At 54.8% G+C, this 25,010-nt stretch carries 21 protein-coding genes and 1 tRNA gene; 12 read left to right on the forward strand and 10 right to left on the reverse strand.

Going from position 1 to position 25,010, the window contains the following annotated elements; genetic code table 11:
* Window positions 1–43: 43 nt before the first annotated feature.
* Window positions 44–2,230 carry a S9 family peptidase gene (locus ACZ51B_RS13285; protein WP_464293817.1) on the reverse strand — a complete coding sequence of 729 codons (2,187 nt, stop codon included), beginning with the start codon at window positions 2,228–2,230 and terminating at the stop codon, window positions 44–46.
* A 77-nt stretch (window positions 2,231–2,307) separates the two neighbouring features.
* On the opposite strand from ACZ51B_RS13285, the gene ACZ51B_RS13290 reads away from it, so the two are divergent.
* Window positions 2,308–2,910 (forward strand): histidine phosphatase family protein, encoded by a 603-nt coding sequence (locus tag ACZ51B_RS13290; protein ID WP_464293818.1) that lies wholly within the window; start codon window positions 2,308–2,310, stop codon window positions 2,908–2,910.
* Window positions 2,911–2,927: 17 nt separating this feature from the next.
* On the opposite strand, the gene ACZ51B_RS13295 is transcribed toward ACZ51B_RS13290, so the two are convergent.
* Window positions 2,928–4,016 (reverse strand): M24 family metallopeptidase, encoded by a 1,089-nt coding sequence (locus ACZ51B_RS13295; RefSeq protein ID WP_464293819.1) that lies wholly within the window; start codon window positions 4,014–4,016, stop codon window positions 2,928–2,930.
* A gap of 48 nt (window positions 4,017–4,064) precedes the next feature.
* Here ACZ51B_RS13295 and ACZ51B_RS13300 point away from each other — a divergent pair.
* Window positions 4,065–4,138 (forward strand) — tRNA-Gln (locus ACZ51B_RS13300).
* Window positions 4,139–4,241: 103 nt separating this feature from the next.
* Entirely contained in the window at window positions 4,242–4,598 is a 357-nt protein-coding gene (locus ACZ51B_RS13305) for a hypothetical protein (RefSeq protein ID WP_464293820.1), read from the forward strand.
* 175 nt (window positions 4,599–4,773) lie between these two features.
* On the opposite strand, the gene ACZ51B_RS13310 is transcribed toward ACZ51B_RS13305, so the two are convergent.
* Window positions 4,774–5,775, reverse strand: coding sequence for a hypothetical protein (locus ACZ51B_RS13310; protein ID WP_464293821.1), 1,002 nt, complete (start codon window positions 5,773–5,775; stop codon window positions 4,774–4,776).
* Between the two features lie 110 nt (window positions 5,776–5,885).
* On the opposite strand from ACZ51B_RS13310, the gene ACZ51B_RS13315 reads away from it, so the two are divergent.
* Entirely contained in the window at window positions 5,886–6,941 is a 1,056-nt protein-coding gene (locus ACZ51B_RS13315; protein WP_464293822.1) for a pyridoxal phosphate-dependent aminotransferase, read from the forward strand.
* Here ACZ51B_RS13315 and zigA read toward each other — a convergent pair.
* Window positions 6,938–8,137: a zinc metallochaperone GTPase ZigA gene (gene zigA / locus ACZ51B_RS13320; protein ID WP_464293823.1), complete on the reverse strand. Its 1,200-nt coding sequence runs from the start codon at window positions 8,135–8,137 to the stop codon at window positions 6,938–6,940. The two genes, ACZ51B_RS13315 and zigA, sit on opposite strands and share 4 nt — an antisense overlap.
* Before the next feature lie 155 nt (window positions 8,138–8,292).
* Here zigA and ACZ51B_RS13325 point away from each other — a divergent pair, with 155 nt between their 5' ends.
* Window positions 8,293–10,110 carry a M3 family oligoendopeptidase gene (locus tag ACZ51B_RS13325; RefSeq protein ID WP_464293824.1) on the forward strand — a complete coding sequence of 606 codons (1,818 nt, stop codon included), beginning with the start codon at window positions 8,293–8,295 and terminating at the stop codon, window positions 10,108–10,110.
* A 25-nt stretch (window positions 10,111–10,135) separates the two neighbouring features.
* Here the strand turns inward: ACZ51B_RS13325 and ACZ51B_RS13330 are convergent, their stop codons facing one another.
* Together ACZ51B_RS13330 and ACZ51B_RS13335 are read right to left on the reverse strand one after the other, a co-directional pair.
* Complete coding sequence (locus tag ACZ51B_RS13330) at window positions 10,136–10,729, reverse strand: riboflavin synthase (RefSeq protein ID WP_464293825.1); 594 nt, start codon at window positions 10,727–10,729, stop codon at window positions 10,136–10,138.
* A gap of 38 nt (window positions 10,730–10,767) precedes the next feature.
* Window positions 10,768–13,101 carry a glycoside hydrolase family 31 protein gene (locus ACZ51B_RS13335; protein WP_464293826.1) on the reverse strand — a complete coding sequence of 778 codons (2,334 nt, stop codon included), beginning with the start codon at window positions 13,099–13,101 and terminating at the stop codon, window positions 10,768–10,770.
* Window positions 13,102–13,255: 154 nt separating this feature from the next.
* Between ACZ51B_RS13335 and ACZ51B_RS13340 the strand changes: the two genes are divergently transcribed.
* The 4 genes from ACZ51B_RS13340 to ACZ51B_RS13355 are packed head-to-tail and all read left to right on the forward strand — an operon-like array spanning window position 13,256 to window position 16,740.
* Window positions 13,256–14,410: an alpha/beta hydrolase family protein gene (locus ACZ51B_RS13340; protein ID WP_464293827.1), complete on the forward strand. Its 1,155-nt coding sequence runs from the start codon at window positions 13,256–13,258 to the stop codon at window positions 14,408–14,410.
* Window positions 14,407–15,192, forward strand: coding sequence for a GNAT family N-acetyltransferase (locus ACZ51B_RS13345; RefSeq protein WP_464293828.1), 786 nt, complete (start codon window positions 14,407–14,409; stop codon window positions 15,190–15,192). The genes ACZ51B_RS13340 and ACZ51B_RS13345 overlap by 4 nt, the downstream gene beginning before the upstream one ends.
* Entirely contained in the window at window positions 15,193–16,092 is a 900-nt protein-coding gene (locus ACZ51B_RS13350) for a DUF1559 family PulG-like putative transporter (protein WP_464293829.1), read from the forward strand.
* Window positions 16,093–16,110: 18 nt separating this feature from the next.
* Window positions 16,111–16,740: a hypothetical protein gene (locus tag ACZ51B_RS13355; RefSeq protein WP_464293830.1), complete on the forward strand. Its 630-nt coding sequence runs from the start codon at window positions 16,111–16,113 to the stop codon at window positions 16,738–16,740.
* Window positions 16,741–16,780: 40 nt separating this feature from the next.
* Here ACZ51B_RS13355 and ACZ51B_RS13360 read toward each other — a convergent pair whose 3' ends face one another.
* Window positions 16,781–17,653 carry a sugar phosphate isomerase/epimerase family protein gene (locus ACZ51B_RS13360; RefSeq protein WP_464293831.1) on the reverse strand — a complete coding sequence of 291 codons (873 nt, stop codon included), beginning with the start codon at window positions 17,651–17,653 and terminating at the stop codon, window positions 16,781–16,783.
* Between the two features lie 135 nt (window positions 17,654–17,788).
* Here ACZ51B_RS13360 and rimO point away from each other — a divergent pair, with 135 nt between their 5' ends.
* The 3 genes from rimO (at window position 17,789) to ACZ51B_RS13375 (ending at window position 19,923) form a co-directional block, all read left to right on the forward strand.
* Complete coding sequence (gene rimO / locus ACZ51B_RS13365; protein WP_464293832.1) at window positions 17,789–19,186, forward strand: 30S ribosomal protein S12 methylthiotransferase RimO; 1,398 nt, start codon at window positions 17,789–17,791, stop codon at window positions 19,184–19,186.
* 154 nt (window positions 19,187–19,340) lie between these two features.
* A complete protein-coding gene (locus ACZ51B_RS13370) occupies window positions 19,341–19,526 on the forward strand; it encodes a hypothetical protein (RefSeq protein ID WP_464293833.1) in 186 nt (61 codons plus the stop codon).
* A 259-nt stretch (window positions 19,527–19,785) separates the two neighbouring features.
* A complete protein-coding gene (locus ACZ51B_RS13375; protein WP_464293834.1) occupies window positions 19,786–19,923 on the forward strand; it encodes a hypothetical protein in 138 nt (45 codons plus the stop codon).
* Between the two features lie 329 nt (window positions 19,924–20,252).
* Here ACZ51B_RS13375 and ACZ51B_RS13380 read toward each other — a convergent pair whose 3' ends face one another.
* From ACZ51B_RS13380 to ACZ51B_RS13390, 3 genes are all read right to left on the reverse strand, one after another.
* Window positions 20,253–22,064 (reverse strand): hypothetical protein, encoded by a 1,812-nt coding sequence (locus tag ACZ51B_RS13380; protein ID WP_464293835.1) that lies wholly within the window; start codon window positions 22,062–22,064, stop codon window positions 20,253–20,255.
* A gap of 116 nt (window positions 22,065–22,180) precedes the next feature.
* Window positions 22,181–22,825 (reverse strand): nitroreductase family protein, encoded by a 645-nt coding sequence (locus ACZ51B_RS13385; RefSeq protein WP_464293836.1) that lies wholly within the window; start codon window positions 22,823–22,825, stop codon window positions 22,181–22,183.
* Between the two features lie 33 nt (window positions 22,826–22,858).
* A complete protein-coding gene (locus tag ACZ51B_RS13390) occupies window positions 22,859–24,868 on the reverse strand; it encodes a hypothetical protein (RefSeq protein ID WP_464293837.1) in 2,010 nt (669 codons plus the stop codon).
* Window positions 24,869–25,010: the final 142 nt, after the last annotated feature.

Here is a 25,010-nt window from a genome sequence, read left to right on the forward strand (position 1 = left end):
GACTTCAGCGTTTGAAAATTCGAGCTTGACTAGTCAAATTTGACTAAAGATTGGCCTTCCAGAACTTTAGAGTGGTCCGAACCAGGTGTTTACGCGCCGGAAGGTCCGTAAATCCATGTTTCCTCATCGGATAAACCATAGTTTGCAAAGGCACTCCCGCCTCGATACAAGCGTTCAAAAACACCTGCTCATGCTGAGGATGCACGTTGTCATCATAGGTCCCCCAGATCATCAGCAACTCCCCCTTTAAGTCCTTCGCCTTCTTCCAGAACTTCGATTTCTCATAGCTCGGAAGGTTGTCAGCCAAGATCCCAAAGAACCGCTCAGAGAACGTGGAGTCATACAACGTGAAGTCCAAATTAGGCGCACCCGCAATCCCAGCCTTGAACTCAGAAGAGTTGCTCATGCAGTTAATCGTGCTGGTCCCCCCACCACTCCAACCCGTAATCCCAATCCGATCCCCATCCACCCAAGACTGATGCTTCAGCCAACGCGCGACATCAATCAGGTCATGGGTAGCCGACTCAAACATCGCAAACCCCTTCTTCGAGTCGCAAAGCCGCCGGCTCATCACCGTCGAAATCCGAGGATCCACCGTGATCACGATGTACCCAGCATCATTCAGCATCTGATGCCCATAGTTCAGCCCGTTGTACTGATCCGCCACCTGAGGCGCATGAGGCCCACCATAAACACTAAGAATCACCGGATACCTCTTCGCAGAATCAAAGTCGTGCGGCTTACGAATCTTCGCTGGCAGCAAGAAACCATCTCGCGCAGGAATCTCCAGAAACTCCTCGTGACTGAGATAAACATCCTTAACGGCTTTAAGGTCAACCTTCCACAGAGTGGAAACAACCTTCCCATCCGCCCTCACAACCCGAAGACTCGTAGGCGTATCCAAGCTTGAGTGCGTATCCAGATACAACATCCCATCCGGACTAAAACTGACCGCATGGACGCCCTTCTCCTGAGATACCCGCTCGATCTTCTTGCCATTAAACGAAGACCGATAAAGCTGTCGCTGCAAGTGCCCGTCCGCCAACCCAATGTAATACACCCAAGAGTTCGCATCGTCCACATTCACAACTGCCTCAGCCGGTGCCGATGAAGTGGATTGATCCATGATCTGCCACTTACCCGCAGTGACCTTATTAAGCAGCTTCCCACTCAGGTCATACCGCAGCAACCGACGATAACCATCTGTAGCAGAAGGCCAAACAAACTCGGTCTCATCAGAAATAAAAGCGTAAGCATTCGACGCATCAATCCACTTGGGGTCCTGGTGCTGCAAAAGCTTCCGCACACCCGAGTCATAAAGGTACAGATCAGCAACCGTCTGAGCCCGATTCATCGTCGCGAACACAAGCTTCCCACCCCGAGTCCACTGAACCGCGCTAATGTACTCAAACGGCTCCGCATGCTGGCTCGGCCAAGTAGGCGTCTTCGATCCAAGAGTAAGTACCCCAAGCTTCACACGCGGGTTAGCATCGCCCGTCTTGGGATAGTGCTGCTGAACAAGCTCCTCCGCCTGAGGACGAGGGTCCACAAACGTAGAGATCGGCACCAAACTGTCATCCGAGCAGAGGAAAGCAATCTTCTGAGAGTCCGGCGACCACCAATAAGCCGTATCCTGCCGACCAAACAACTCTTCCCAATAAACCCAAGAAAGCGTCCCATTCAGCGTCGTAGCGCTGCCATCAAAAGTCAGCTGCTTTGTATCGCCCGTCTCAAGTTCGTACACATACAGGTTGTTCGCTCTCACAAAGGCAAACTGCTTGCCATTAGGAGCAAACCGAACGTTGAACTCATCATCCTCACACGTGGTAGCCCGCACAACCGTCAGCGTCGAAAGACTAAGCGTATAGATTCCATTAGGCAGCCTCCAAGCAAGAGTCTGGCCCTCCGAACAAAAAGCCGTCGGCTCCGGAATGCGCTTGAACTCCTTAGCTCCAGCCGCGATGAACTTATCTCTCACCGCCCCATCCAGCCGAATCTCCCGCCTCGCCTTCTCCAACGGATCCGAAATCTCAACAACCCAATCACCGCTAGAGTGAGTCTGGAACCGAATCAGCTCATGCCCCCTAATCCACATGTACCGTGGCACCCGACCAACAGTAGCCAGCTTGCCAAACGCCTCATCAATGGTCACAGGATGCTTCTGAGCAACCAACGGCGCAGCCACCGCAAACACAAAGACAAGAACCAGCACATAGAGCATCAGATGCATGAAGTCGAGTTTGCACCTACCAGTCGTTTAATGTCAAACGAATAGGCGCACCGCTCACCAAAAGGTAAATTGAGTTCATGATCGTTCCCTTCTTGGTGGTTGGAGCAATGGCACCCAAACCCACCTCCGTCACCTTCGTGCGACACGGAGAAACGCAAGCAAACGCGACTGGAAAGTACAACTCAGCCACTCTGAACAGCTTTTCAGCACTCGGCCAATCGCAAGTCGACGCCCTCACCAAGCGACTCATAGCCGGACCGCGATACTCCATGATCGTCGTCAGCCCCTCCCCAAGAGCGCTCAAAACCATCGCCCCCTACCTAAGAGCCACCCGACAAAAAGCCATCGTCTGGCCACTCCTCTACGAGTGCTGCACCGGCCACCGAAAGAAGGGCACCATCCCAGCTCAGTTAAAGTACGGCGCCCGCATCAAACTCCCCTCAGATATCGCCTCACTCTTCATCCTAGAGCCAGGACACGACCGCCTCCCAGTCGCCCCCGACTACCTCATGGGCTTGCGACAAGTAGAAGACTCCGTCCGCGAGTTCCGAGAGCGGTTTGCCGGGCAAAACCTGCTCGTAGTAGGACACTCCGGCCACGGCGGACAATTTATCCACGCCCTAACCGGCAAATGGAAAAAGGTAGAGAACGCCACGGAAATCCGTTTCCAAGTCCCGTAGCGCTCTCACAATCAACTTCAGATCTCAATGAGCGTCGGGCTAGGCTCGGCGTTCATGCTGATATGCCCGTCCTGGCTGGCCACCACAATGTTCTCAATTCGAACACCCAACTCACCAGCAAGGTAGATCCCAGGCTCAATACTAAAGCAGTGCCCAGGCTCCAGCGGCAGGGTATTCCCCTTCACAATGTTCGGCTCTTCATGCCCGCGCATCCCCAACCCATGCCCTAACCGGTGGAAGAACTGCGGACCAAAACCTGCGTCCTCAATCACCTTCCGAGCCGCCGCATCCACGTCCTCGCAAGGAACGCCAGGCTTAATGGCAGCACGCCCAGCCAGGTGCGCACGATACACAACGTCGTAAACCTGCTTAGCTCGCTCAGTCGCTTTCCCCACAAACACAGTGCGAGTGATGTCGCTCTGGTAACCCATCCTCTCACAGCCGAAATCAAGAAGAAGAATATTGCCCTCCTCAATCACGGTGTCATTGGTCTCATGGTGAGACTCCGCAGCGCCCGGGCCATAAGCAACGATTCCAAACGTAGGCGTGCCGCCACGTGCTTGCATGGCATCAAACAGCATTCGCTCAACCTGTTTCTCAGTCATGCCCGCCTTGATCTTAGGAAGAACCTCATCAAAAGCCTCATCCGCAATCGCGCCAACAACCTTAAGAAGCCCAATCTCCTCAGAAGTCTTCACCCGCATCAGCGGCATCAGAATAGGATTCCCAGATTTGAACAGCGCCGCAGGAAGAACCTCTTGCATCTTGAGCAGAACATGCGCAGGCATCTCGTCATCCACAGCAACAATGCTGGTCTTCAAGTTCCAGTCCCGAGCCAACTCCTCAAAGTGAACCATCGGGTCCTCACCATCTGCCCACTGACGAATATCCTTAACCCCAACTCGCGCAGCCTGAATAGCACTCAGCGATGGGCAAATGAGTCGGACTTCGCCAGATTTATGAATCGCGAGGGTTAAGAATCGCTCGTGACCGTCCTCGTTGAACCCATGAAGGTAGGTCATCGTAACTGGCGCGTGGGCCATAAAGGCGTCATATCCCGCATTCGTCAGCTCAGTAGCCAAACGTGCGATTCGATCAAATCCCATAGGTCCCAGTATATCCGCGCCGGAGAGGAGGTATAATGTCCCCGGTTTTGCCGGATAGTCTAAGGGTAGGACAACGGTTTTTGGTGCCGTGTGTCTAGGTTCGAATCCTAGTCCGGCAGCCATAAATTCCCAAGTATGGGGATTGTGGCTGGATACCCCTCCCTACACGTACTCCTTGTCCTAGGCCCAGTCTAGATTTCTCAAGAATAGAGTTAAACTAGGGACATGCGCAGTAACGACCTTCCCACCGATTATCTGGGTATTCCGCAGTTGGACAAGTTAACCAACGACTTGCGCGCATCAGACCTATCCAGAGAGGCACCAAGTCTCTCAATCCCGGAAGCCGAGTATGAAGCGATGACGGGAAGTTCTCTGTGGACAAACGGAAAACACTACAAACTCGTCGACGACCGACAATCGCAATCCCAAAAGTCAGGCACATCAACCCAGTTCGGCGACTGCCTCGGAACGTTCAAGTTAGAATCTGGCCAATTAGCTCTCTTTTGTAATGCTAGGTTGCCACAGGAATCAAAAATCCGACCAACAGTTCTCACACCACCAAGAATCCTCAAGAAATTCTAGCCGCCGGACAGCCAATGGCGAGGTTCATCCGATGACCGAGTTACTCGGTCCTTTGACCTAACCTCTCAAACTCCCGGCGCCTACGTTCGAATTCCAGAACCGGCAGCCATCCTTCACCGAACTCCCTCAACCCTGAGTCCGTGAAGAAACAGCTGCCTCTCGTCGATTCAGCTCGCTAGCCAGACCCTTTCTTGGTCGGTGGGTAAGCCGTGTTATATTGCTTGCCCAGAGCCGCAGGAAGCGGCCTGCCTTGCTTCGGAAACTTTTCATAAAGCGAAGGCTCTAAGTTCGAAAACTCCGCAGCAGACACCCTTTTAGCATGACCGTCTGCGAAACCAACAACCCGGGTTCCGTCAGCCGAAGGCTTATCCGCGTAAACAAGAATCGTTTCAGCCGGCTTTGCAATCTCCGCTGACATCACTCCCGCAAGTCTCATGTTGAACAGCAACCGGTGACCGTCGGAAGTCCACCACAGTCCGGTGCTCTTCAAGTAAGGAGCAGTGACCTCTACCGCAGCCCCGGTGCTCTGAACATAAGGGAGCGTTTCGTCATTGTCGCTCTGGTACATAATCAGCCCCGTAGCGACCTGCTTAACATTCGCCAGATCTTGTTGCCGTCCATTTGTCGCCGGCTCCGGGGAAGCAGGTTGAGTCAAAGGCTGCTCGGTAGCTGCGTTCGCACCGGTCTCCGCAAGATCTTTTTCAATCCGCTCCTTAGTAATAGTCGTCTCTGGGGTGATCGTCGCAATCAAGTCCGTTCGCACAAAATTCAGCTTCAGCGACACCGCTTTTGCCGTTGGCTTGGCAGCCGACGTCAAATCCATCTCAAGCTTGTACGTAACGAGATACTCCTGACCGTTGAACTTCACCATCTTTCCAGTGGTCCAGTAGGTCCCTAGCACCATGAACAGATCGGCGCCAGTAGTTTCTGATCCTCGACTGCCGAGCATCATCAAAGGCATGTAAGCCGACATCATGTCGCTCGCACCGCCACTCCCCGCAGCCATCGTAAGCTTAAAGGCTTTGTACTCAGGGGTGAGGTCGCTGGTTTTGATCGTCGTTGGGTACTTGCTTCCAGACCAAAGGTCATCAAAGCTCAGCGCCTGAGCGGGAGCCTGCATGGCAAGGCAAAGGCCTAGACCTGCCGCGAGAATGCGAATAGAGCGCAGTATATTCATCGTGAGTATCTCCACAAGGTAACAGTTGGAACGTACCTCATTGATGGTTGGTGCCCGCGGTGGAATTATTTAGGACCTAGCCGTTTCAATATCTGCTGGATACTGTCCGGGTGATCACTTCTTATGCGCCCCACGGTAAAGGGCACACCTTTGCTCAGCGATCAGGCTCAATCTGTTGCGATGTCCTAGACGCCTGGTTTGAACCCTCACCGTTAGCGCGCACCGCATTTCTGGAGAGTGTTTCCTCCATTCAAGTGAGTCCAGAAACAGACGGGGGAACGTTAGCCCTGGCGATTTCCGACGCACGCGGACTCAATGTCCGCTGCGTAAACCTCGGAGCAGGATCTTCAGAGATCATCCACCGAGTCTTGCCCCAAACCTGCACGGTCGGACGAGCCGTATTAGTCGATCCTACCTACTCCGAGTACGGCTTCGTCCTAGACCGAGCAGGCTTTCACGTAGACCGGTTTGCACTCTCTCCAGAGTCCAACTTTCTATTGGATTTAGAGAGCTTCGCTCAGTTCTGCCGAGGTGCCGCCCTCGTTGTCTTAGTCAATCCAAACAACCCAACAGGCACCGTGCTTTCCCGACAGAAAGTGCTCCAACTGAGAGAAGCGCTCTCACCGGAAACTGTTCTCTGGGTAGACGAGGCCTACGTAGACTATGCCCCCCAAGGAACCAGCGTTGAAAGAGATGCCTGTATCGTCGACAAACTCTACGTCCTGAAGTCGCTCTCCAAAGCCTACGCACTGAGTGGCCTGCGAGCGGCCTATCTGGTCTGTTCCACTGAGCGCGCCGATGCAGTTCGCCAAGGAACCCCGCCCTGGATCGTCGGCACCGCCTCAGGCGCAGCCTCAATCGCCGCACTCTCAGACGAAGCCTACTATCACCCCTATTGGCGTGAGTCGATGGAACGTGCACGAGACCTATCGCTCTTCCTAAGAGATTCGGGACTCACCGCCTGGCACGGAGCATTGAACGCCGTCTTGGTCCAGTGCCCCAAGGGAGTCACAGCCGAAGCCTGGGCCGACGATTTAGCTCAGAGAGGCCTAATCGTGCGAACCCCGGAGGGAATGGGCAGCGTCCTTGCCAACCAGTTCATCCGGGTAGGACTTGTTCAAGAAAGGCTGATGAAGAACATGCGAAACGTGCTAGTACCGGCTTAATCCATAGAAGGGAACGGGTCCCGATACCGCGCCCACTTCGCAGGACCATCCGCCATCTCATAGTCGGTAAGAGTCGCCTGATCAAAGCGCTCCGTAAGGGCCTGCTTATCCATGTCGATCCCAATAATCACGATCTCCTGCCGCCGATCCCCGTAAGGCTCACTGAAGTTCTCAAGAATCCGCGCCCGCGCCTCACCGTCAGGCCAATACTTGCGCGGAGTGGTAGCCCACCAAGTCCCAGCAGGTTCATAGTGGCAAGACCCACCCGCCTGCGACCACCCACCAATCCAGTCATTCTTAGACGCAAGCCAAAAGAACCCCTTGCTTCGGATAACGCCCGGCCACTCCTCCTGGATCAAATCCCAAAACCGCTCAGGATGGAACGGCCTGCGGCTGCGATAAACAAACGAAGAGATCCCAAACTCTTCAGTCTCAGGCACATGCTCGTTCATCAACTCTCGCACCCAAAGTGGCGATCGCTGCGCCTTCTCAAAGTCAAAAAGCCCCGTATTCAAAACTCGGTCGAGAGGAACATTGCCCTTCTCAATAGGAATGACCTCAGCCCCCGGATTGATCTTCTTGATGACCGCCGTGATCTTTTGCAGATGCGTAGGAGTAACCAGGTCGCTCTTACTAATCAAGATAATGTCCGCAAACTCAACCTGCTCAATCAGCAGATCACTCACCGTTCTCTCATCTTCGACCCCGTTGTTCTCGCCAAGCTCCTGCAGATCCTGCGCCCGAACGTAATCCTTCATAAAGTTGAGCGAATCCACCACAGTCACCATCGTGTCGAGCTGAGACACCTGGCTGAGACTCTCACCATGGGAATCCTCAAAAGTGAAAGTCATCGCCACCGGCGCAGGCTCACTGATTCCGGTGCTTTCAATGAGGAGATAGTCAAACCGCCCCTCACGAGCCAGCCGAGAAACCTCCTTAAGAAGATCATCCCGCAAAGTGCAACAGATGCAGCCATTGGTCATCTCCACCAACTGCTCCTCCGTCCGGCTCAGATTAGCCCGCCCGTTCTCAATCAGCTGAGCGTCAATATTGATCTCGCTCATGTCATTAACGATCACCGCAACGCGTTTACCCTCACGGTTCGCCAGGATGTGGTTGAGCACGGTAGTCTTCCCCGCCCCTAAAAACCCCGAAAGCACGGTCACCGGAAGCCGCTTCTGTTCTGTGGCTGTCATGGATTGGATTCTAACATAAAATACATATACCCCGTATAGGTATTTTGCAAAGAAATGGCAGCTGCCCATCGCCGAACAAACCCACACTCAACGCAGCCAAACGAAAAAGTCCGGCTTAAGAATAGAAACGAGTCAAAAAGGGTGTAATCAGAGATATGAGCGCAACGACAGCACTTGAGCCGCCCAAGGTCCGGTGGGACCTTTCTGCACTGTTTAGCAGTATCGACGATCCGAAGATTGAGCAGACTTGGGTAGAGGGGCTCAAGCGGGCTGAGGCGTTTGAGGCTGCTTATCGCGGGAAGATTGAGAGTCCGGATTTGACGGCTGGGACTCTTGCGGCAGCTTTGAATGAGTTAGAGGGTCTTTACAACGAGATTTCCAAGCCGATTGGGTACAGCCACTTGCTGTTTGCTACGGACTCGAACGACCCGAAAGTTACTTCCTTTATGCAGAAGCAGCGCGAGAAAGGGACTGAGCTGAGCGTTAAGGTGATGTTCTTTGAGCTTGAGTTGCAGGCGGCTTCTGAGGAAGTGATCGCAGAGGTTTGTAAGGACCCGGCGCTTGCCAATTTCTTGCACTACATCCACACGGCCCGGACTTTGAGTCCTTATCGGCTTTCCGAGAGTGAAGAGATCATTCTTGAGGAGACCGCGAACACAGGATCTCGCGCTTGGGTGAGGCTGTTTGAGGAGCTGACTGGCAATCACACGTACAAGCTGACCCGACCTGGTAGCACCGAGGTTGAGGTGGTGACCCAGCAGGAGCTTTTGACTCTGCTGCGCGAGCCGAATCGGGAGTTGCGACAGGCAGCTGCGGACTCGTTCAGTGCAGGCTTGGAAGAGCTCTCACGAGTATTGGTTTACACCTATAACAACTTGTTGCAGGATAAGGCTGTTGAGGATCGGTTGCGCGGATTTGAGTATCCGGAACAGAGTCGTCACCTGAGCAACGAGTTGGATAAAGAAACGGTGGATCTGGTGGTGAAGACCTGCCGAGATAACTACAGTTTGGTGGAGCGGTTCTACAACGTGAAGCGGGAGATCCTGGGTCTTCCAGAGCTCACGCACATCGATCGATATGCGCCGTTGTTTGAGACGGAGGCTCCGGTTGAGTGGGATGAGGCGAAGAGCATTGTTTTGGAAGCGTTTGGAACGTTTAGCCAAGAGATGAAGGATCGAGCTCAGGAGTTCTTCGACAAGAACTGGATCGATGCGGAGCCTCGGAAGGGCAAGCAGGGTGGTGCGTTTTGCTCCTATAACACGCCGGATACTCACCCCGTTGTGTTCCAGACCTACCTGAACAAGATGGATGACGTGATGACTTTGGCTCACGAGTTGGGGCACGGCGTTCATGCTTCTCTCAGTCGGGATCAGTCGTATTTCAACTTCCATGGGACGCTGCCTTTGGCCGAGCTCGCCAGCACGTTTGGTGAGATGTTGGTGTTCGAGAAGCTGGTCGCAGGTGCGAACACTCAGGACAAGCTGGCGATGTACGCAGACAAGATTGAAGGTGTGTTTGCGACGGTGTTCCGTCAGTCGGCGATGTTTGCTTTTGAGCAGCGATGTCACCTTGCGCGGCGAGCAGAGGGCGAGCTGACGATTGAGCAGTTTGGCGAGATCTGGCAGGACGAGCTACAGGCGATGTTCGGCTCCAGCGTGAAGTTGGGCGAGCAGCACAAGCTGTGGTGGAGCTATGTGGGGCACTTTATCTACGCTCCGTTCTATGTCTACGCTTACTCGTTTGGCGAGCTGTTGGTGCTTTCGCTGTATCAGAAGGCGAAGGCTGAGGGCCCGAGCTTTGCGGACAAGTACATCAAGGTTCTGCGACTCGGCGGCGCTAAGACTCCTCAGGAGCTGATGGCGCTGGTTGGGGTTGACCTCAAGAGCGAAGCGTTCTGGAAGGGCGGCTTCGAAGCGATGGAGAAGCTCGTCGTTGAGTTTGAGCGGCTCTGGGCAGAGCACAAGAGCGCTTAGTTCTTGAACTTGCAGTCGCGTTTCTTTATGAAGAAACGCGACTGGCGATGAGTTTCTCGATGTGCTTGGCCATCACGTCGTACTCTACGTTGACCGGATCGCCTGGGTTGAGCGTTCCTAGGTTCGTTTGAGCGATGGTATGAGGGATAACCCACACGTCGAACTCGCCCTTTTGCGGCTCTACTACTGTGAGAGAGATTCCATCCAGTGCGATGGAGCCTTTGTCGATCAGATATTTATCGCCTTCCTGTGGGATGGCGAATCGGTAGACCTTCGAAAGTTGTTCGTCTCGGATGGAGACCAGCTTTCCGGTGGCGTCCACATGGCCCTGAACCACATGTCCTCCAAAGCGGTCGGCCGCCGTCATCGCTCGTTCCAGATTCACGGACGAGTCGGTCCCAATACGCGAGAGAGCCGTTCTTTCAAGTGTCTCCTCGGAGAGATCAAAGGTAAGGACGCGTTGCTCCCAGCTGGTTACAGTCAGACACACGCCGTTCACTGCAATGCTTTCACCTAGCTGGCAGTCATCCAGAGGCATGGAGGTGGGCGCGGCTACTGAGAGCACTCCACCTTGTAGGGAACGAACGGTACCAACGCCTTGAATGATGCCCGTAAACACTTCTTTATTATGAAGCTACGGGCATCACTTGGAGGCTGTTACTGACAGACAACTACTGAGAGAGGCTTGCCGGTGAGCGTGACCTTCGAATGTTGGAGGGTCACCGCAGATCCGTTGATACGGACGCTCTTGGGTGAGCCGTGGATCACGAAGGTCGGCTCGATCGCACCAAAGCCGTCGGCGGTCTGTTCGTAGCCCACCGCGAGGTTGCCGTCAACTGAGACTGCCTTGATCTTGAGGCTGCTCCTCTTGCCAGCCTGATAAGCAAAGCTGATGCCGTCATCTGCGCTGTAGGTGGACTCGCTGTCGCCCGTCCAACCTTCTGGCATGAAGATGTGGAAGTGGACTTTGCTGAGTTCCTTGGCGTTGGTGGTTGGAGTGCCCGCCTGCATGGGGATGATCGCGCCGGTTTTGACGTAAAGCGGAGTCGCCCCTTTGTCTCGCTTGACGGTGTGCTCACCGGCCTCTTCCCAGTGACCATTCGACGCGTCGTACCAGCTGTGGCTGCCGGGGAGGGTGACCTTTCTGGTCTTGCCCGCTTCGGTGACGAAGGGCGCTTGCAAGATATCAGAGCCGACGAGAAACTGATCATTGATCAGCTCCAGGCCTTTGTCTTTGAACTCGTAGAATAGAGGTCGCAGGATGGGGTCTCCGTGGAGCTCTTGGTCGATGAACAAGTTGTACAGGTAAGGCAGGAGCTTGTATCGGAGGCGGATATACCGCCGCACGATCTGCATGGTCGCGTCTGGATAGGCGAACGGTTCCTGCTGCTTATTCCCCTTGTTGGAGTGGTTCCGCATGAACGGGAACAGGAAGCCTGCTTTAGTCCAGTCGATGAGGAGTGCGTCCGAACAATCGCCACCAAACCCACCGAGATCTGGGCCGTTGAACGGCTGGCCAGAAAGCGACAACCCAAGGGTAGTAGGAATAGAGATCGCGAGGTAGAAGTAGTTGGAGACGTTATCGCCAGTCCAGATGGCGGCGTTCTTGCTGCTACCGATGAAGCCTGATCGAGAGAGAACGAAAGGTCGTTCGTTGGGGCGCGCTTGGAGGAAGCCGTCCTTGGTGGCCATCTGCATACCGAGGGCGTACTGGTTGTGGTGCGCAGTGTGGGGCTCGGTGCCGTTGTTGAACAGCATGCCGTGTGGGTCGACGGGGCCTGTTGAAGGGTCGTTCATGTCGCACCAGGTTCCGGCGAAGCCTTCTTCTGCGAACGCCTTCACATAGCCAGACCACCAGCCGCGCGTCTCTTGCTGGCTGAAGTCAGGGAACACGGTCTCACCGGGCCATACCAGACCAACGAACGGCTTACCCTGTGGGTTCTTGCAGAAAACGTTCTTAGCGAGGCCGTCCTCATACACGCTATATCCTTTCTCCAGCTTGACGCCTGGGTCGAGGATAGGGACGATCTTACGGTCGTTCTTTTCGAGCACTGAGAGAGTCGCTTGGACACCCTTAGGGAACATGGCGTCCGAAGTCTTAAAGATTCGGTAGCCGTCCATGTAGTCGAGATCGAGCCACAGAGCGTCGCAAGGGATCTGGAACTTCTCAAACTGCGCGTCGAGGTCCGTAAGATCTGTGTGGCCGCCGTAACCCCAGCGCGACTGATGGTATCCGATCGACCAGATGGGGGGAAGGGGTGTGACTCCGACCAGCCTTTGCAGCTTCTGCGTGACGTCGCGGAGCGACGGGCCGTAGATGATCCACAAATTAGGCTCTCCGCCTTCGCTTCCCAGAATCAGGTGAGGACTGGTGCGCTGCCACTCCACAAACACTCGGCTTTCGTCAGTACCTGGAGTCTCGATGAACGTCGGATACGGATTGTGGAGCAGGAACCCAACGTATTGGTCCCCGACCTTAGCCACCACGTACGGCGTCGAGAAGTAAGGTGGGTCCGTAGGATTCTCTCCCCAATGGGCCACGTGAAAGTCGCCCCAGACGTCGGTGTTCCAAAACTTGGTGCGGTATCCACTGAGCTCAACCTTCCCAAAAGTCTTCTCACCCATTCCGAAGAACTGTGCTCCTTCGCCAATGACGAACTGGAACAGCGACGCCTCGCCGCAGACTCCAAAGGGTGCCCCTTCTACAGTTGAGAGCACGGGCTGATTGGTCTCGTTTTGCAGGCTTAGTTCAAAACCCGTACCCACGGTGATGTGGCTCTGGCCTGTTTCTTTTGGAAGATTCAGTTTTTCCAGGCACTTGTTGCCACCCCACAGCGCATCGTTCGCCACTTTCACGTGGTAAATGTCGCCCTCGTAGCTCGTGATGGAGGCTACAAACCGCTGCTCGCCAATGGCGAGCGTGCTCGTTTCGGCCTCAAAGCTATCGACAAAGGCGAAGTTTGCTGGGTGGGGATATTTTGTGAAATACATCGGACCATCTCAAGTTTGGCCCATATTGCCGCTGTCGTGCGGGACTGGGTGCCTTCCAAACAACTGAAATCTGACATTGCCGAGTACATTAAGCCTTGTGAAGGTCTGGTCCCGGTGTTTACTCTGTGGGTTCGTGCTCTTGTTTGGTTCCTCGATGAACCATGCACAAACTCAGATAGACCTACGGCAACCTGCCCCCGCCATCAAGTTTCCAGATTGGACGCTTGGCGATGAAGGAGACTTTGCCAACGAGTACCTGGTCTCTTTCCCCAGTGCCTACACCTCGCCCTACCCGGTGAACAACATTGTCCCCCTGCGGGTGATGGTGCCGACCTCCGGCAAGGCTCCCTTTCCGGTGATCTTGATCACCCACTACTGGGGCGCGAGAGACTTACGGGCAGAGCAGCAGTTGGCGCTGGACCTAAATCGCAAAGGCGTAGCAGCCGCCATTTTGACTCTGCCTTATCACTTGAGCCGCACACCTGCAGGTTACAAGTCGGGCGATTTAGCCATTCAGCCAGATCCCCAAAAGCTGATCGAGACGATGGACCAGTCGATTTTAGACGTAAAACGGTCCCTCGACTTTTTGATGAGTCGTCCCGAGTTCCGCAAGGACCATGTCGGAATCGCAGGCACAAGCCTAGGTGCATTGGTCGCCTCGCTTGCATACGGCGTAGATTCGCGCATCACGCATGCCACCTTCGTGCTAGGTGGGGTCGATTTTGCGAAGATTCTGTGGTCCAGTTCGCGGGTGGTGAAGCAGCGCGATGTGTTGCGTAGGAAAGGCTATACCGAGGACCGCTTGAGAACTGAACTCGCGCCCGTTGAGCCACTGAACTACCTCCCCAGAAGCACCCCTGGCAAGACATTCGTGGTCGTCGGGCGCTACGATACGGTGATTCCGGGAGGATCCTCTACCAAGCTCATCGAGTCTCTGGATCACCCGGCCGTCCTAACTCTCGACACGGGCCACTACGGGGGGATTTTTGTAGAAAGAAAGATTCTCCGCGAAGTGTCCACGTTTTTCGCTTCAGAGATGAACGGAAGCAACTACGCCGCTCCCAAGAAGCTGGTAGCCCCCACCATTCGGATCGGAGTGATCGCTTCCACGGCTCAGGGCATGGATTTAGGCGCAGGCCTGGACCTATTCCGACTGGACATCAAGGGCGAGAGGTTTGGTACCCTGTTCTTCACGCCGCGCGGAACCGCGCTTTTCTTGGGTCAAAAAATCGCCCAAGGGATGTCGGTTGGGCTGGTTGGCACAACGCGCAAAGTCGGCGTAGGATTGTTCTGGAGTACCGTTCTTTGATTGCACAAGTTCTACGGCAGATAGCATCCGAGAACCTAGTAAGCACCTATTTTCACCTTGGGCTTGCTACGCCGGGTGCTGGCACCTGGGAGGAAGACGCGTTCCTCGCCTGTCTGGGAGACTTCGAGCACCCCATCTGCAACTTCGCGGCACGCCTCAGCCTGGATCCCTGGTCGGCTCGTCGGTTAAACGAACTGGCCAGCGCCCGACCAGCTTTCCACGTGTACGCCCTGCCGAGCGATTCTCCCGATCACGTGGGGGAGCTTTTGACTCGCGCTGACTTCCGATGCGTCTACTACCTCAGCGAGATGGTGGCGCCGTCCGAGGCAAAGGATGTGGAACCGCTCATCGAAGCGCAAACTTTCGAGCATCGTATTGACGTGGCACGTTTCATGTCGGAGCAGTTCTTCGAGAAGCAGCCGATGAAATTCAAACAACGTGTTTCCGAAGCAACCGCCCTCGCGACAAGCCTCAAACTGTTCCAACTGGAAGTGAAAGGACAGCGGGTAGGTTCAGTCATGCTGTGCGAGCAACCCGAGATTTTAGGAATCTATAACCTCTGCATCAGCAGCACACAGCGCGGCAAAGGCCTAGGAAAACGAATCATCGAATGGTGTCGGAGCTACGCTGCGGATCGAGGAGTGCCCGTAACTTTGCAGTGTGATCCCCGTCTTGAGGCCTGGTATGTGGACCAGGGTTTTGCGTCAATTGGAAAGGTCGAAGTTTTCGCCTTGTCTCAGCGCCCTCCTAGGGTTATAATGGATTCTGTCCTGGTGCATTAAGTGGCCCGATCTTCTCGTGCTTTTACATTGACTGAATTGCTCGTCGTGCTGGCGATCCTCGTGATCATCGCCGGTGTGCTCTTTCCTGTGTTCAATTCAGCCAAAGCGGCAGCCACCAAGACCCAGTGCTTGGGGAATTTCAAACAAGTCGGTTATGCGTCTGGCATGTACTCAATCGACTACGACGACTACTTCCCACCAGTAAACCACCAGCCCGCAGAGACGCCCAACTCAAGAAACGACCGCACTTGGGTCCAACTGCTTCTGCCCTACATCAAGTCTTTCCGGTCGTTCCAGTGCCCCGGCGATTCTTCGAACCGCACACGGCCCGAGTCAACCTTCGACTCCGACCTCGTACCCGGCGATCTCTATTCGCAGTACTACACGGCCTCCCTTCACACCAACGTCGGCTACAACTTCCAGTATCTAGCCCCCATCATGAAAGTGGGCGGCCAGTGGATGTCCCTGCCGAAATCCCTCTCTTCCATTGTCGATGTCTCAAGAACCATCGAATTTGTGGACTCCGTCTGGGGCCAGGTAAAGGGCACGCCGACAGGCGGTGGAAGCTGGCTCGTTTCCCCTCCATGCCGCTATGAAATTGTAAACGGCACCCGTATAGACACGTTCGTCGCATTCGATTCGCGCGTCAGCGCAGGCGGAAACACTCCTCCGGAGATTGAAGTCTATACACCCATCAAAGGCTGGGATCCAGCTCTCGTAGCCTCAGATGTGGCTTACGGCGGTGCTTGGCCTTGGCACATGGGCCGGATGAATCTCTCAGCAGTAGACGGCTCCGCCCGTTCCGTGAGTATCGGCCAACTCTCCGACGGCTGCGATGTTCGACCTCGCTGGCAAGGCGCCATCTACGACCAAGGCCGATACGTCTGGCTCTCTCGCTAGTCCTAGCGGCTCTGCCGTATGCGTACAAAACCTGCCCTACCTTTTGAGACTTGGCTACAAGTTAAGTTCACGGGCAATGAGATTGCACGAGAGGAGCTCGGAGATCGTGTCGAGTACGCCGACTACATCTTGATGACCTGGCAAGAGCCGAAGAAGTGGCTGCTAGACCGCTTCTCCCTGGAACAGATAGGAGAGGCACTTGGGTCGGAGTCCCATATCTACATGGACAAACGGCTTTCCAGGGAGTTCCGCAACCGCGCCTGGCGGGCGTTGGACACCCTATTCACGGAGGTCTTCGAGCCTCATGTTGAGGATGTGCTCGGTCATATCAGTGAGCGCGCCCTCCAAACCGACAGACTCAATGGGACGTGTTACATGTGGTGGGATGTATCACCTTACAGCCCAAGATATCGTGATCCAGAGCCGATAGATACCGAATTCTTCCTGGCCCTATGCGAGAAATGGCTGAAGTCTCCGAGAGTCGCTTTGCAAGAGGCAGCGATCCACGGGTTAGGCGAATCGATCGGTTGGGACGGGTCGTTTCAGGCGGCCGAGGCCTTGCTTGCGGACTTCGCTTCAAATCCAGCTGTCGCACGCAGGGAGCTGGTTCGCTATGCGATTACCGCAATGACCGGCAGGATCCAGTAGTCGAGCCCAGACTTCCCGCCTGAGCTCGACCGAATCACTCTTAAGCAGAGGCTAAGAACGCGGCTCCAGCAAGGAGACCCTGCTTTTCGCCTGCTTCGTCGGTGTTGAAGTGCTCGTCTTCCAGCTCGATGGACACGGCGCCCTTGTACCCCGCGGCAGCGAGGATCTCAAACGCTCGGGTCCAGCGCATGCAGCCGTGTCCGGGGATGGTGTAGCGCCAGTGCATATTGCCAAAGCCTCGGGGCTTGCCAAAGGTTGCAGGCTGCTCAGTGCCGTAGTTGTACAGCCCCTCGCTGATCAGCTCAGTGTCCTTGCCGTGTACGTGGTAAACGCGGTCGGCAAACTCTTCCACAAACCGAATCGGGTCGATGCCCATTCGGAGCAGGTGGGAAGGGTCGTAGTTGATCCCAATGGACTTGGAAGGGACAGCTTTGATCATCTCGCGGTAACCCTCTGGGGTGCAAGCGAGCGCGCCGGGTCCAGGCCAGCCCTCAACGACAATTCGGCTATCGAACTTCTCCAGAATCTTCGCGAGCTCCGTGAGGCCAGTGACCATCAAACCGAAGTTCTCGCTGCGAGGCTTGGAAGCGTCGTCTGGCAACATAACCGTGAAGAAATTGTGAATGCCGAGCTTAGCGCACGCTTCGATGTAAGTCGCGTTGTCCGCAAGCGCCGCATCAAGTTTGCTCTGGTCGGCAGTGATGAAGCTGCTCCAGCTCTTGAGGTCAGCAGAACCCACTTTAAGGCCCGCAGCGACAGCCGCAGCGCCAGACACATCAGCGTCGCCACCAAAGTCGATAACGCCCAGTCCGTTCTCTTTCGCCCATGCAATAAGACCCGTGAGATCCTTTTGCCAATCAGACCAGCCACGCCGGAAACCGATTGGAAATCCACCCGTTCTTGTACTTAACATTTCGCGCCAAGTTTACAGAAGATTGGAGGTGTACTGCCACGGATTTAGAGCGATATTTGTGGATAGTCTGTGCCTTGCGCGACCTAACATTCTGATCAGGAGCTAGGGGAGTGCCCAGGGCGTCATAATGAACCTATGCCCCCCTCTTCCGACAAGGTTAAGATCGTCACCCTCGGCTGTGCCAAAAACGAAGTGGACAGCGAAGAGATTGCGGGCGTTCTTCAGACCTCGGGCTACGAGCTTGATGCCAACGCGAAGAAGACTTCCGTGACCATCATCAACACCTGCGGGTTCCTTGAGGCAAGTAAGGAAGAGTCGATCAAGGCGATCAAAGACGCAGTTCGCGAAAAGAAAGCAGGCCGAACTGGGCGCGTGATCGTCGCCGGATGTCTGGCGCAGCGATTAGGCGCCGACCTAATGAAGCTCGCACCAGGCGCCGACGCCTACATCGGCGTCGGCCAAATGGCACGCTTCGCCGAGATCGTCCAAGAGGTCCAGCAGAGCCGAAACCAGGTCCTAGACGTAGCTCCCCCGCACCACCGCTGGGCAGATGTCGAAACAAGAGCTCGCGCTGGCCGCCCATGGAGCGCCTACCTCAAAATTAGCGAAGGCTGCGACCACCGTTGCACCTTCTGCACCATCCCCAGCTTCCGTGGCGGACACCAGAGCAAACCCATTGAGCGAGTAGTCCAGGAAGCGCGCCACCTCGCAAAATCTGGAACCCGAGAGATCAACCTAATCGCTCAAGACGTCACTCAGTACGGGTTTGACCTGTACAAAGAGTTCACGCTTCCCAAGCTCTTGCGAGAGCTCAATGCGGTGGATGGGATCGACTGGATTCGACTGCTTTACTTCTATCCAAACCGCCTGACGGATGAAGTGATCGAAGCCATGGCGACCCTTCCAAAGGTGCTCCCCTACATCGACATCCCGCTGCAACACGTTCACCCAGACACCCTCCGCCGAATGAAGCGCCCCTGGGACGGAGAACGCTACCTGAAGCTGTTCGAAAAGGTCCGCGCAGCCATGCCCGAGTGCTCCATCCGAACCACGTTCATCGTCGGCTTCCCCGGCGAAACCGAAGAAGAGTTCCGCTCCTTGCTCGACTTCTGCAAGGAAGCCCGCTTGGACCGAGTGGGTGCCTTCGTGTTCAGTCGCGAACCAAGCACACCCTCCTACGACATGCCCGACCAAGTGACGTTCCGCATAAAGCGTGAACGATACGACAAACTGATGCGACTCCAGCAAGGCATCTCGCTAGAAGTCAACCAAGGTTGGATCGGCAAAGAAATCGACATGCTCGTAGAAGACAAACGAGACGGCTGGCTCATAGGCCGCTCCCACCGAGACGCCCCCGAAATCGACGGCCTAGTCTTCGCCCAAGGTGAAGCAGAGCTAGGTTCCATCGTTACCGCAACAGTAAACGCCGCAGAACCCTACGACCTGTTCGCCGATATAACCACAGGCGACCGCCGCGAAATCCGGAAGTCAATAACCCCACTCCGCCAAGCAGAACCCGCCCGCCCGCTCTAACAAGCGATCCGCCCCATCCCTCCCTCCAAGTTCTCCTGAACTCGGAGGAGAGCCGGAGTGAGGGGGCAAAACCAACCACATACCACCCGATTTCCAATTCAACAAGAAGTCAGCAATGCACGCTCCCCATCCCCTCCGAAGCATCCCGAATGGGATGCCAGAAAGTAGCGGTGGCGTCGAAGACCCACCGAAAGCTCCCACCAAGAACCGCACCCCGAAAGGGTGCCAGAAGCCTCCAACCCTCAACGACACCCAACCCCTCCGAGAGGTCCAACGGACCGGCATACCAAAAGCCCAGCGGCGTAAGCCCTGGGAAAGCCACAACAACGACGAGGGCTGAAAGCCCGGCATACGCAAAAACCTAACCGTCCCTTCCTCAACCCAACCCCAGCCCCGAACGGGGCGCTCCGTCCTAGCGAAGGACGTAGTCCTGGTAACCAACTCCCCATCCCCTCCGAAGCATCCCGAATGGGATGCCAGAAAGTAGCGGTGGCGTCGAAGACCCACCGATAGCTCCCACCTAGAACCGCACCCCCAAGGGGTGCCAGAAGCCTCCAACCCTCAACGACACCCATCCCCTCTGAAGCATCCCAAATGGGATGCCAGACAATAGCCAGGGCGTCGCAGACCCCTGGATAGCCAGCCCCAACTCCCCCGACTCCGAAGGAGTCGCAGAATGCCCCACTTACAATTCAGAACCCAACCCCAGCGTCGAACATGTCGCTCAATGCGAGTGAAAGATGCAGTCCTGAATAACGACCCCCCAGACCCAGACATATGGCCGTGGAACACCCAGATAAAAGACGACCAACCCTCCCCAGCCCCGAATGGGGCGCTCCGTCCCAGCGAAGGACAAGCGAACGCGCAGTCCTGGTAACCAAGATCACCACCAACCCCAAGTTGTAGGCACGCTCCGAACGAAGCACCAACTAAGACCGAAATCACAAAAGCCCAGCGGCGTAAGCCCTCGAGATGCACCAACAACCACGAGCGACGCAACGAACGACTCACTCCGTAACGGAATGTTCAAACCTCAAATCGAGGGTTGAATTTCAACCAGCGAGCGCTACCCTGGGACGGGTGGTATCACCTTCTGAGTCTGTTTGATGCTTTCCAAAGACTGATCATAGTTCCTTCCAGCGATCTTGAGTGTTTCGTTGACCTTGTCAAGAAAGACTTGAGGTAACTGTCGAAAAGGTATTTCCGCGCCGGTGGGTAACCGATCTTCACCAGCCAGGGTAGAGAAGAAAACGTCAGGCCTAAGCGTAAATTCAAAGTGAATGATGCGCCTTGAACTGATTGCCAGATGTTCAAGATCGAGGGGCGGCTGCGACGATGGGAACCGGTCGCGATGCTGTTCCCTAAATATCTGGCCGGCGAGCTCTTCCGCAGCAAAAGGCCGAGACCGTGAGCCATCAGGACGGACCGCAGTCACAGTAACCTCACTCTCTTCGCGGAGGTGCAACACGCACGACTCGGAGATTCCGTCTGGGATAAACACCGTGGGGTCCTGATACAGATCGCACGTTTCCCATAACTTGAACTGCTTCAAGTCTTCGTTTGTGGCATTCGCTCTTTTAGAAGGATCTCTGTAAGTAACTCGTTGGGTGGAATCAAAAATCTCACGACCAAATTGTCGATACGCTTCTGCCGAAAGAGAGCCAAGTCTTACTCCTTCGTTCCTACTTGCCGCCGCTCGCATGCTTGGACTCATGGCGGAGTAGAAGCGCAATGCTCGGCTCCACACAGAGTTTGCGTTCCTAAGTTGAAGGAACTCACCCCAATACATTGCCAGAGCGTTTTGCATATACGGCTCTAACTCTCTTGCCATCGTCGCGTCCGATTCAACAGTTCGCGGTCGTTGCTCAGCAAATGTTCTTAAGTAGTTTCCAAGTAGCTTCCGGCCAATGCGATTCTGACGGCTGTGGAATGGCATCTTTGGACTCAAGGTCATCCATGCCCCATCTTCTTTCACTAACTGGGTGTCTCTCCAGAACTGTAACTGACTCTCCACGGTGGGTTTGTGGCCAAGCATGAACCCAGGAAGTGAAAAAGCATCTTCCAGGTACGCAACCAAGTTCTTTGACTTATTAGAGGCGACCTGCAGAAGAAGATGAGAAGGAAGCAATCCCAGCGGCTCGTTCTGTTCCGGGTTCAAGATCTTATTGCCAATCGCACTATTAATTCGGGTTGGGAACGTGAGCAGTGCCTTATCCTCCTCATTCAGTTCGAGGGGGATTGGATGAGTTTCTTTCACAGGTCTGGCCGTTGGACGAAGGTAGAAGGAGCTACCTATGTCGCCATATGCCGTTCCAAGATGCAGACCATTCCTGCTATATAACATCAATCGGGCCTTCCAATGATCTTGCGTGAAGCGAGTCACTGCAAGGTGAACAACACCGACATCATGCCATTGGTTCGCTTGAATGTTTTGCTTCTCATCTGCAGATTGGTTAGCGGCGATAATCTGATCACATACCCGCCGCATCTGCAGCGGCATAGCGCGCTGTGACGCGGTAGGCGACGAGGAGTACACCGTGCGAAGCTCCAACGGCAACCCAACAAGCTCCTCGGGATCAAGCGTTGCAAGCACCACTGGCATAAGCTGCAAACCGGAGCGAGTAGGCTGCGCTCTGAGACATGTCTCAGCACTGTCTTGCAGCATCTTTCTAACGCGAGCTACCTGCTCGCGGTGCTCTTTGCGTTGCTCATCACGATTCACATCGGAGCTACGAAAGAGCTCATACCCGCCTTCAACTTGTTTCCAACTTGCATTCAATGTGCTCGCTAACCGGCTCATCACTTCGCTTGCAGGCACATCCCGCAGACGAACGCAAAGCACATCGTCTTCCGTGGATTTGCTAACACGGAGAGACATCCCTACCTGTTTAGAAATCTCAGGCAGTAAGCGAGAAGCCGGCGTTCCAACAGCTTCAAAGGTGACCTTCTTCTCAAATGGCCATGCTGCCAACAGCAAGAAAAGGGACAAGGCGCTTACTCGACCCACCTCACCTTGTCTTCAAATGGCTGACGCTCGCCCTCCGGCCACTCCACCTTCGGCCAGCCGCAGAAGAAGAACCCCATCAACTCGGACGGAGCCTCCAGCCCCACAAACTTGGCTACGTGTGGGTGTACAGACGTGGACTTGGAATGCCACATCCCAATGATTCCCATCGTCGCCAACATCAAATGGAGGTTCTGAACCGCACACGCCACCGCAAGCCGCTCCTCTTCAATGGTCATCTTGAGGTTGCCGTGCTCATCGCGACCCGGCACCATCGCAATGGAGATCCACACGGGTGCACTCCAAACCTTGCTGCGATTCGCCTCAAAAGTCTCTTCCTTGAACCGAGACTCCGCTTCCGCGTCGATTCGATACGCCTCAGCAAACGCATCGCCCAAGGGACCCCGGGCATCCCCTGTGTAAACCTGAAACCGCCAAGGCTCAGTATCTCCATGGCTCGGTGCCCAACAAGCACCCCGCAGTGCCATCTCAATCAGCTTAGGATCAATCGGGTCCGGATGAAGCCGGGCCAATCCAAGCGACCGACGTCGAGCGATCGCATTGAAAACAGTCTGGACCGCATCCATAGGAACTTCAGGCGGTGTAGACGAAGAGGAGGCTTCAAAAGTTGACATAGGTTATGCCATGAGCATACTTGGCCCCTCGACCTATAACGGCGGAATCACCTGCTGATTCCCGAACTGATTGTCACCTGGTTTTGCATTCGCGTAATTCTTGACCGAACCCTCAATGGTGTCTTTGACAACCTTCACAAACTCCGCTGGAAGCTGCGCAAGGGGAATGCCCGGCCCACGTGGCGGACGAACTTCAACGAGGTTCTTAATAAGCCTCATTCCGTAACCAAATCGGAAGGCCAACGTCACATCACGCCTCTTGCCCATCGCAAGATGCGTGGAGTCGATCTGATAATTGTTCCGCTTCACCCAGTCAAACAGATCAGGCCGCGACTGCGAAAACAGTTGCCAACCCAACTCTTGAGCTTCAAATGAACGCCCTGCTCGGCCGTTATCCAGCATTGTGTAGGCAACAACTTTAGTGAAGTCATGCAAGTTAAGCGTGCACCGATCACCAGGGAAGTCGGGCAAGAATACAGTCGGTTCTTGGTAATAAGCGGAACCAGCATAAAGACTAGCTTTCACCTCGTCTTCCTTGGCCGCAGGTAACTCACGGTCGGGGTGCTCAAAGCGAAGTTCAGGCCACGGTCCGTAGATGGAGGGCAGCAAATACTTCAAGGAGTCTTCAGAGAGCCCTTTCAGACGGAGTCCTTCTTTCGACTTTGCATGAAGCTTGTCAGTCGAGCTAAGAGTCCCATAAAACTGCAGCATGTGGAGCTGTCTCCCGTCGAGATCATGTAAGCCACCGATCTTAAGAGCCCGGCACCATGTACTAAGCACAGGATTCGATAGAACAGCATCAAGCTTAAGGGCAAAAGACGCATCTTCCTCTAACGACCTTGCCCGCCCAGAGTCCATTGCCTGCATATAGCTACCAAGAAACTCGCGATCAATCCGCGTTGCGCGACTCCTTGCAGGTCTCCGAGGACGCAGAGTGATCCAGTTATCTGCCTCCGTCAGGTTGTGTATTGCTTTCCAGAATCGAAGAAAGCCGTTAGCAGTTGGAACTTGGTCGCGCTCCAGCCCTGGCGCAACAAAATCGTCCGGCAAATACGCAACAAGGTTTTCGTTCTTCTTCTCCGCTATCTGCAGCAACCACTTCGATCCCAATAAACTAAGAGGTTCAAATTGCGCAGGAGCCAACATCTTTCGCCGCAAATCCGAACTCATAGCGGGCTCATTTGGGCTTGGAAAGAACGTATGGAGGATCTCCTTGTCCTCGCTGTCAAGCTCGATAGTAAAGGAGGTGTCATCAGGCCTCTTCTGCCCCATCACAAAGTAAACGTTGCCGTAGTCCGTCCCAATCAAATCAGACCCACCAAGCGTCTCACGTCCCTTTTGATCTATGAAATGAAGCCCAAACTCCCAACTTCCAACCGACGTGCGAAGAATGGTCAAATAGGCAAGGTTTGGTTCTGCCGAACTGTTATCAGTCAGCCCGGGGATGCCGTAGGTCAAGTCGCCTTCGGTGATGCCATGTAAGTTTGCACGTAGCTGAGCCTCTTGCCACTTTTTGCCTTGAGAGAGGATCTCATCGCAGATATTTCCAAGATTTGAAGGGAAAGGTCTCTGTATCGCAGTCGGTTTGGTGCTGTAAACCACCTTGATACCGACCGGCAAGTTAGAGAGCTCTTCAGCATCAAGAGCCGCAACCACACCTTGCATCACATGTGCCTGAGGAGTCCGATTCGCTAACTTGTTCACCGCACTGTGAGTACTCTGAACACGAGGTAAATAGCCTCTAAGTGCCAACTTGTACTCACTAGCAAGCTGAGCCATTTCGCTGTCATTTAACGGTCTGTACTTGCTGGCCTCAGCACCCTTTTCGGCGAGCATCTTAGCAATTCCTTGCACCAGCGCCTTGTGTTCCGACCGAACATCTGCCCGGTTCTGATCCCCCGTCCGCTCCAAAACATAAACTCCATCCACCTGCTTCCAAGAACTGTTGAGTGTCTCAGCTACCCGCTTCATCACCTCAGAGGCAGACACCTCTTTGAACCGAACGCAAAGCACATCATCCTTCGTAGACTTCGCGGCGCTCATGGGGACTCCTACTTGTTTGGATAGAAGAGGCAAGAGCCTAGAGCAAGGAGCACCTAGAGACGAGAAGGTGACCTTCCTGTCAAGGATCTGAGCGTTTCCAGACGCTGTGAGAGCAAGCAGAAGCAAGGGGATAATTCGATTC

This window comes from Fimbriimonas sp. LA-C6 (assembly GCF_055398105.1).

Excerpts from the sequence above, each read along its gene's own strand:
- ACZ51B_RS13290 (WP_464293818.1), top strand. The coding sequence starts at position 2,308 with ATGATCGTTCCCTTCTTGGTGGTTGGAGCAATGGCACCCAAACCCACC.
- ACZ51B_RS13355 (WP_464293830.1), top strand. The coding sequence starts at position 16,111 with ATGCGTACAAAACCTGCCCTACCTTTTGAGACTTGGCTACAAGTTAAG.
- ACZ51B_RS13325 (WP_464293824.1), top strand. The coding sequence starts at position 8,293 with ATGAGCGCAACGACAGCACTTGAGCCGCCCAAGGTCCGGTGGGACCTT.
- ACZ51B_RS13380 (WP_464293835.1), bottom strand. The coding sequence starts at position 22,064 with ATGTCTCTCCGTGTTAGCAAATCCACGGAAGACGATGTGCTTTGCGTT.
- ACZ51B_RS13390 (WP_464293837.1), bottom strand. The coding sequence starts at position 24,868 with ATGAGCGCCGCGAAGTCTACGAAGGATGATGTGCTTTGCGTTCGGTTC.
- ACZ51B_RS13360 (WP_464293831.1), bottom strand. The coding sequence starts at position 17,653 with ATGTTAAGTACAAGAACGGGTGGATTTCCAATCGGTTTCCGGCGTGGC.
- ACZ51B_RS13285 (WP_464293817.1), bottom strand. The coding sequence starts at position 2,230 with ATGCATCTGATGCTCTATGTGCTGGTTCTTGTCTTTGTGTTTGCGGTG.
- ACZ51B_RS13370 (WP_464293833.1), top strand. The coding sequence starts at position 19,341 with ATGCCAGAAAGTAGCGGTGGCGTCGAAGACCCACCGAAAGCTCCCACC.
- zigA (WP_464293823.1), bottom strand. The coding sequence starts at position 8,137 with ATGACAGCCACAGAACAGAAGCGGCTTCCGGTGACCGTGCTTTCGGGG.
- rimO (WP_464293832.1), top strand. The coding sequence starts at position 17,789 with ATGCCCCCCTCTTCCGACAAGGTTAAGATCGTCACCCTCGGCTGTGCC.
- ACZ51B_RS13375 (WP_464293834.1), top strand. The coding sequence starts at position 19,786 with ATGCCAGACAATAGCCAGGGCGTCGCAGACCCCTGGATAGCCAGCCCC.
- ACZ51B_RS13335 (WP_464293826.1), bottom strand. The coding sequence starts at position 13,101 with ATGTATTTCACAAAATATCCCCACCCAGCAAACTTCGCCTTTGTCGAT.
- ACZ51B_RS13385 (WP_464293836.1), bottom strand. The coding sequence starts at position 22,825 with ATGTCAACTTTTGAAGCCTCCTCTTCGTCTACACCGCCTGAAGTTCCT.
- ACZ51B_RS13310 (WP_464293821.1), bottom strand. The coding sequence starts at position 5,775 with ATGAATATACTGCGCTCTATTCGCATTCTCGCGGCAGGTCTAGGCCTT.
- ACZ51B_RS13305 (WP_464293820.1), top strand. The coding sequence starts at position 4,242 with ATGCGCAGTAACGACCTTCCCACCGATTATCTGGGTATTCCGCAGTTG.
- ACZ51B_RS13340 (WP_464293827.1), top strand. The coding sequence starts at position 13,256 with ATGAACCATGCACAAACTCAGATAGACCTACGGCAACCTGCCCCCGCC.
- ACZ51B_RS13295 (WP_464293819.1), bottom strand. The coding sequence starts at position 4,016 with ATGGGATTTGATCGAATCGCACGTTTGGCTACTGAGCTGACGAATGCG.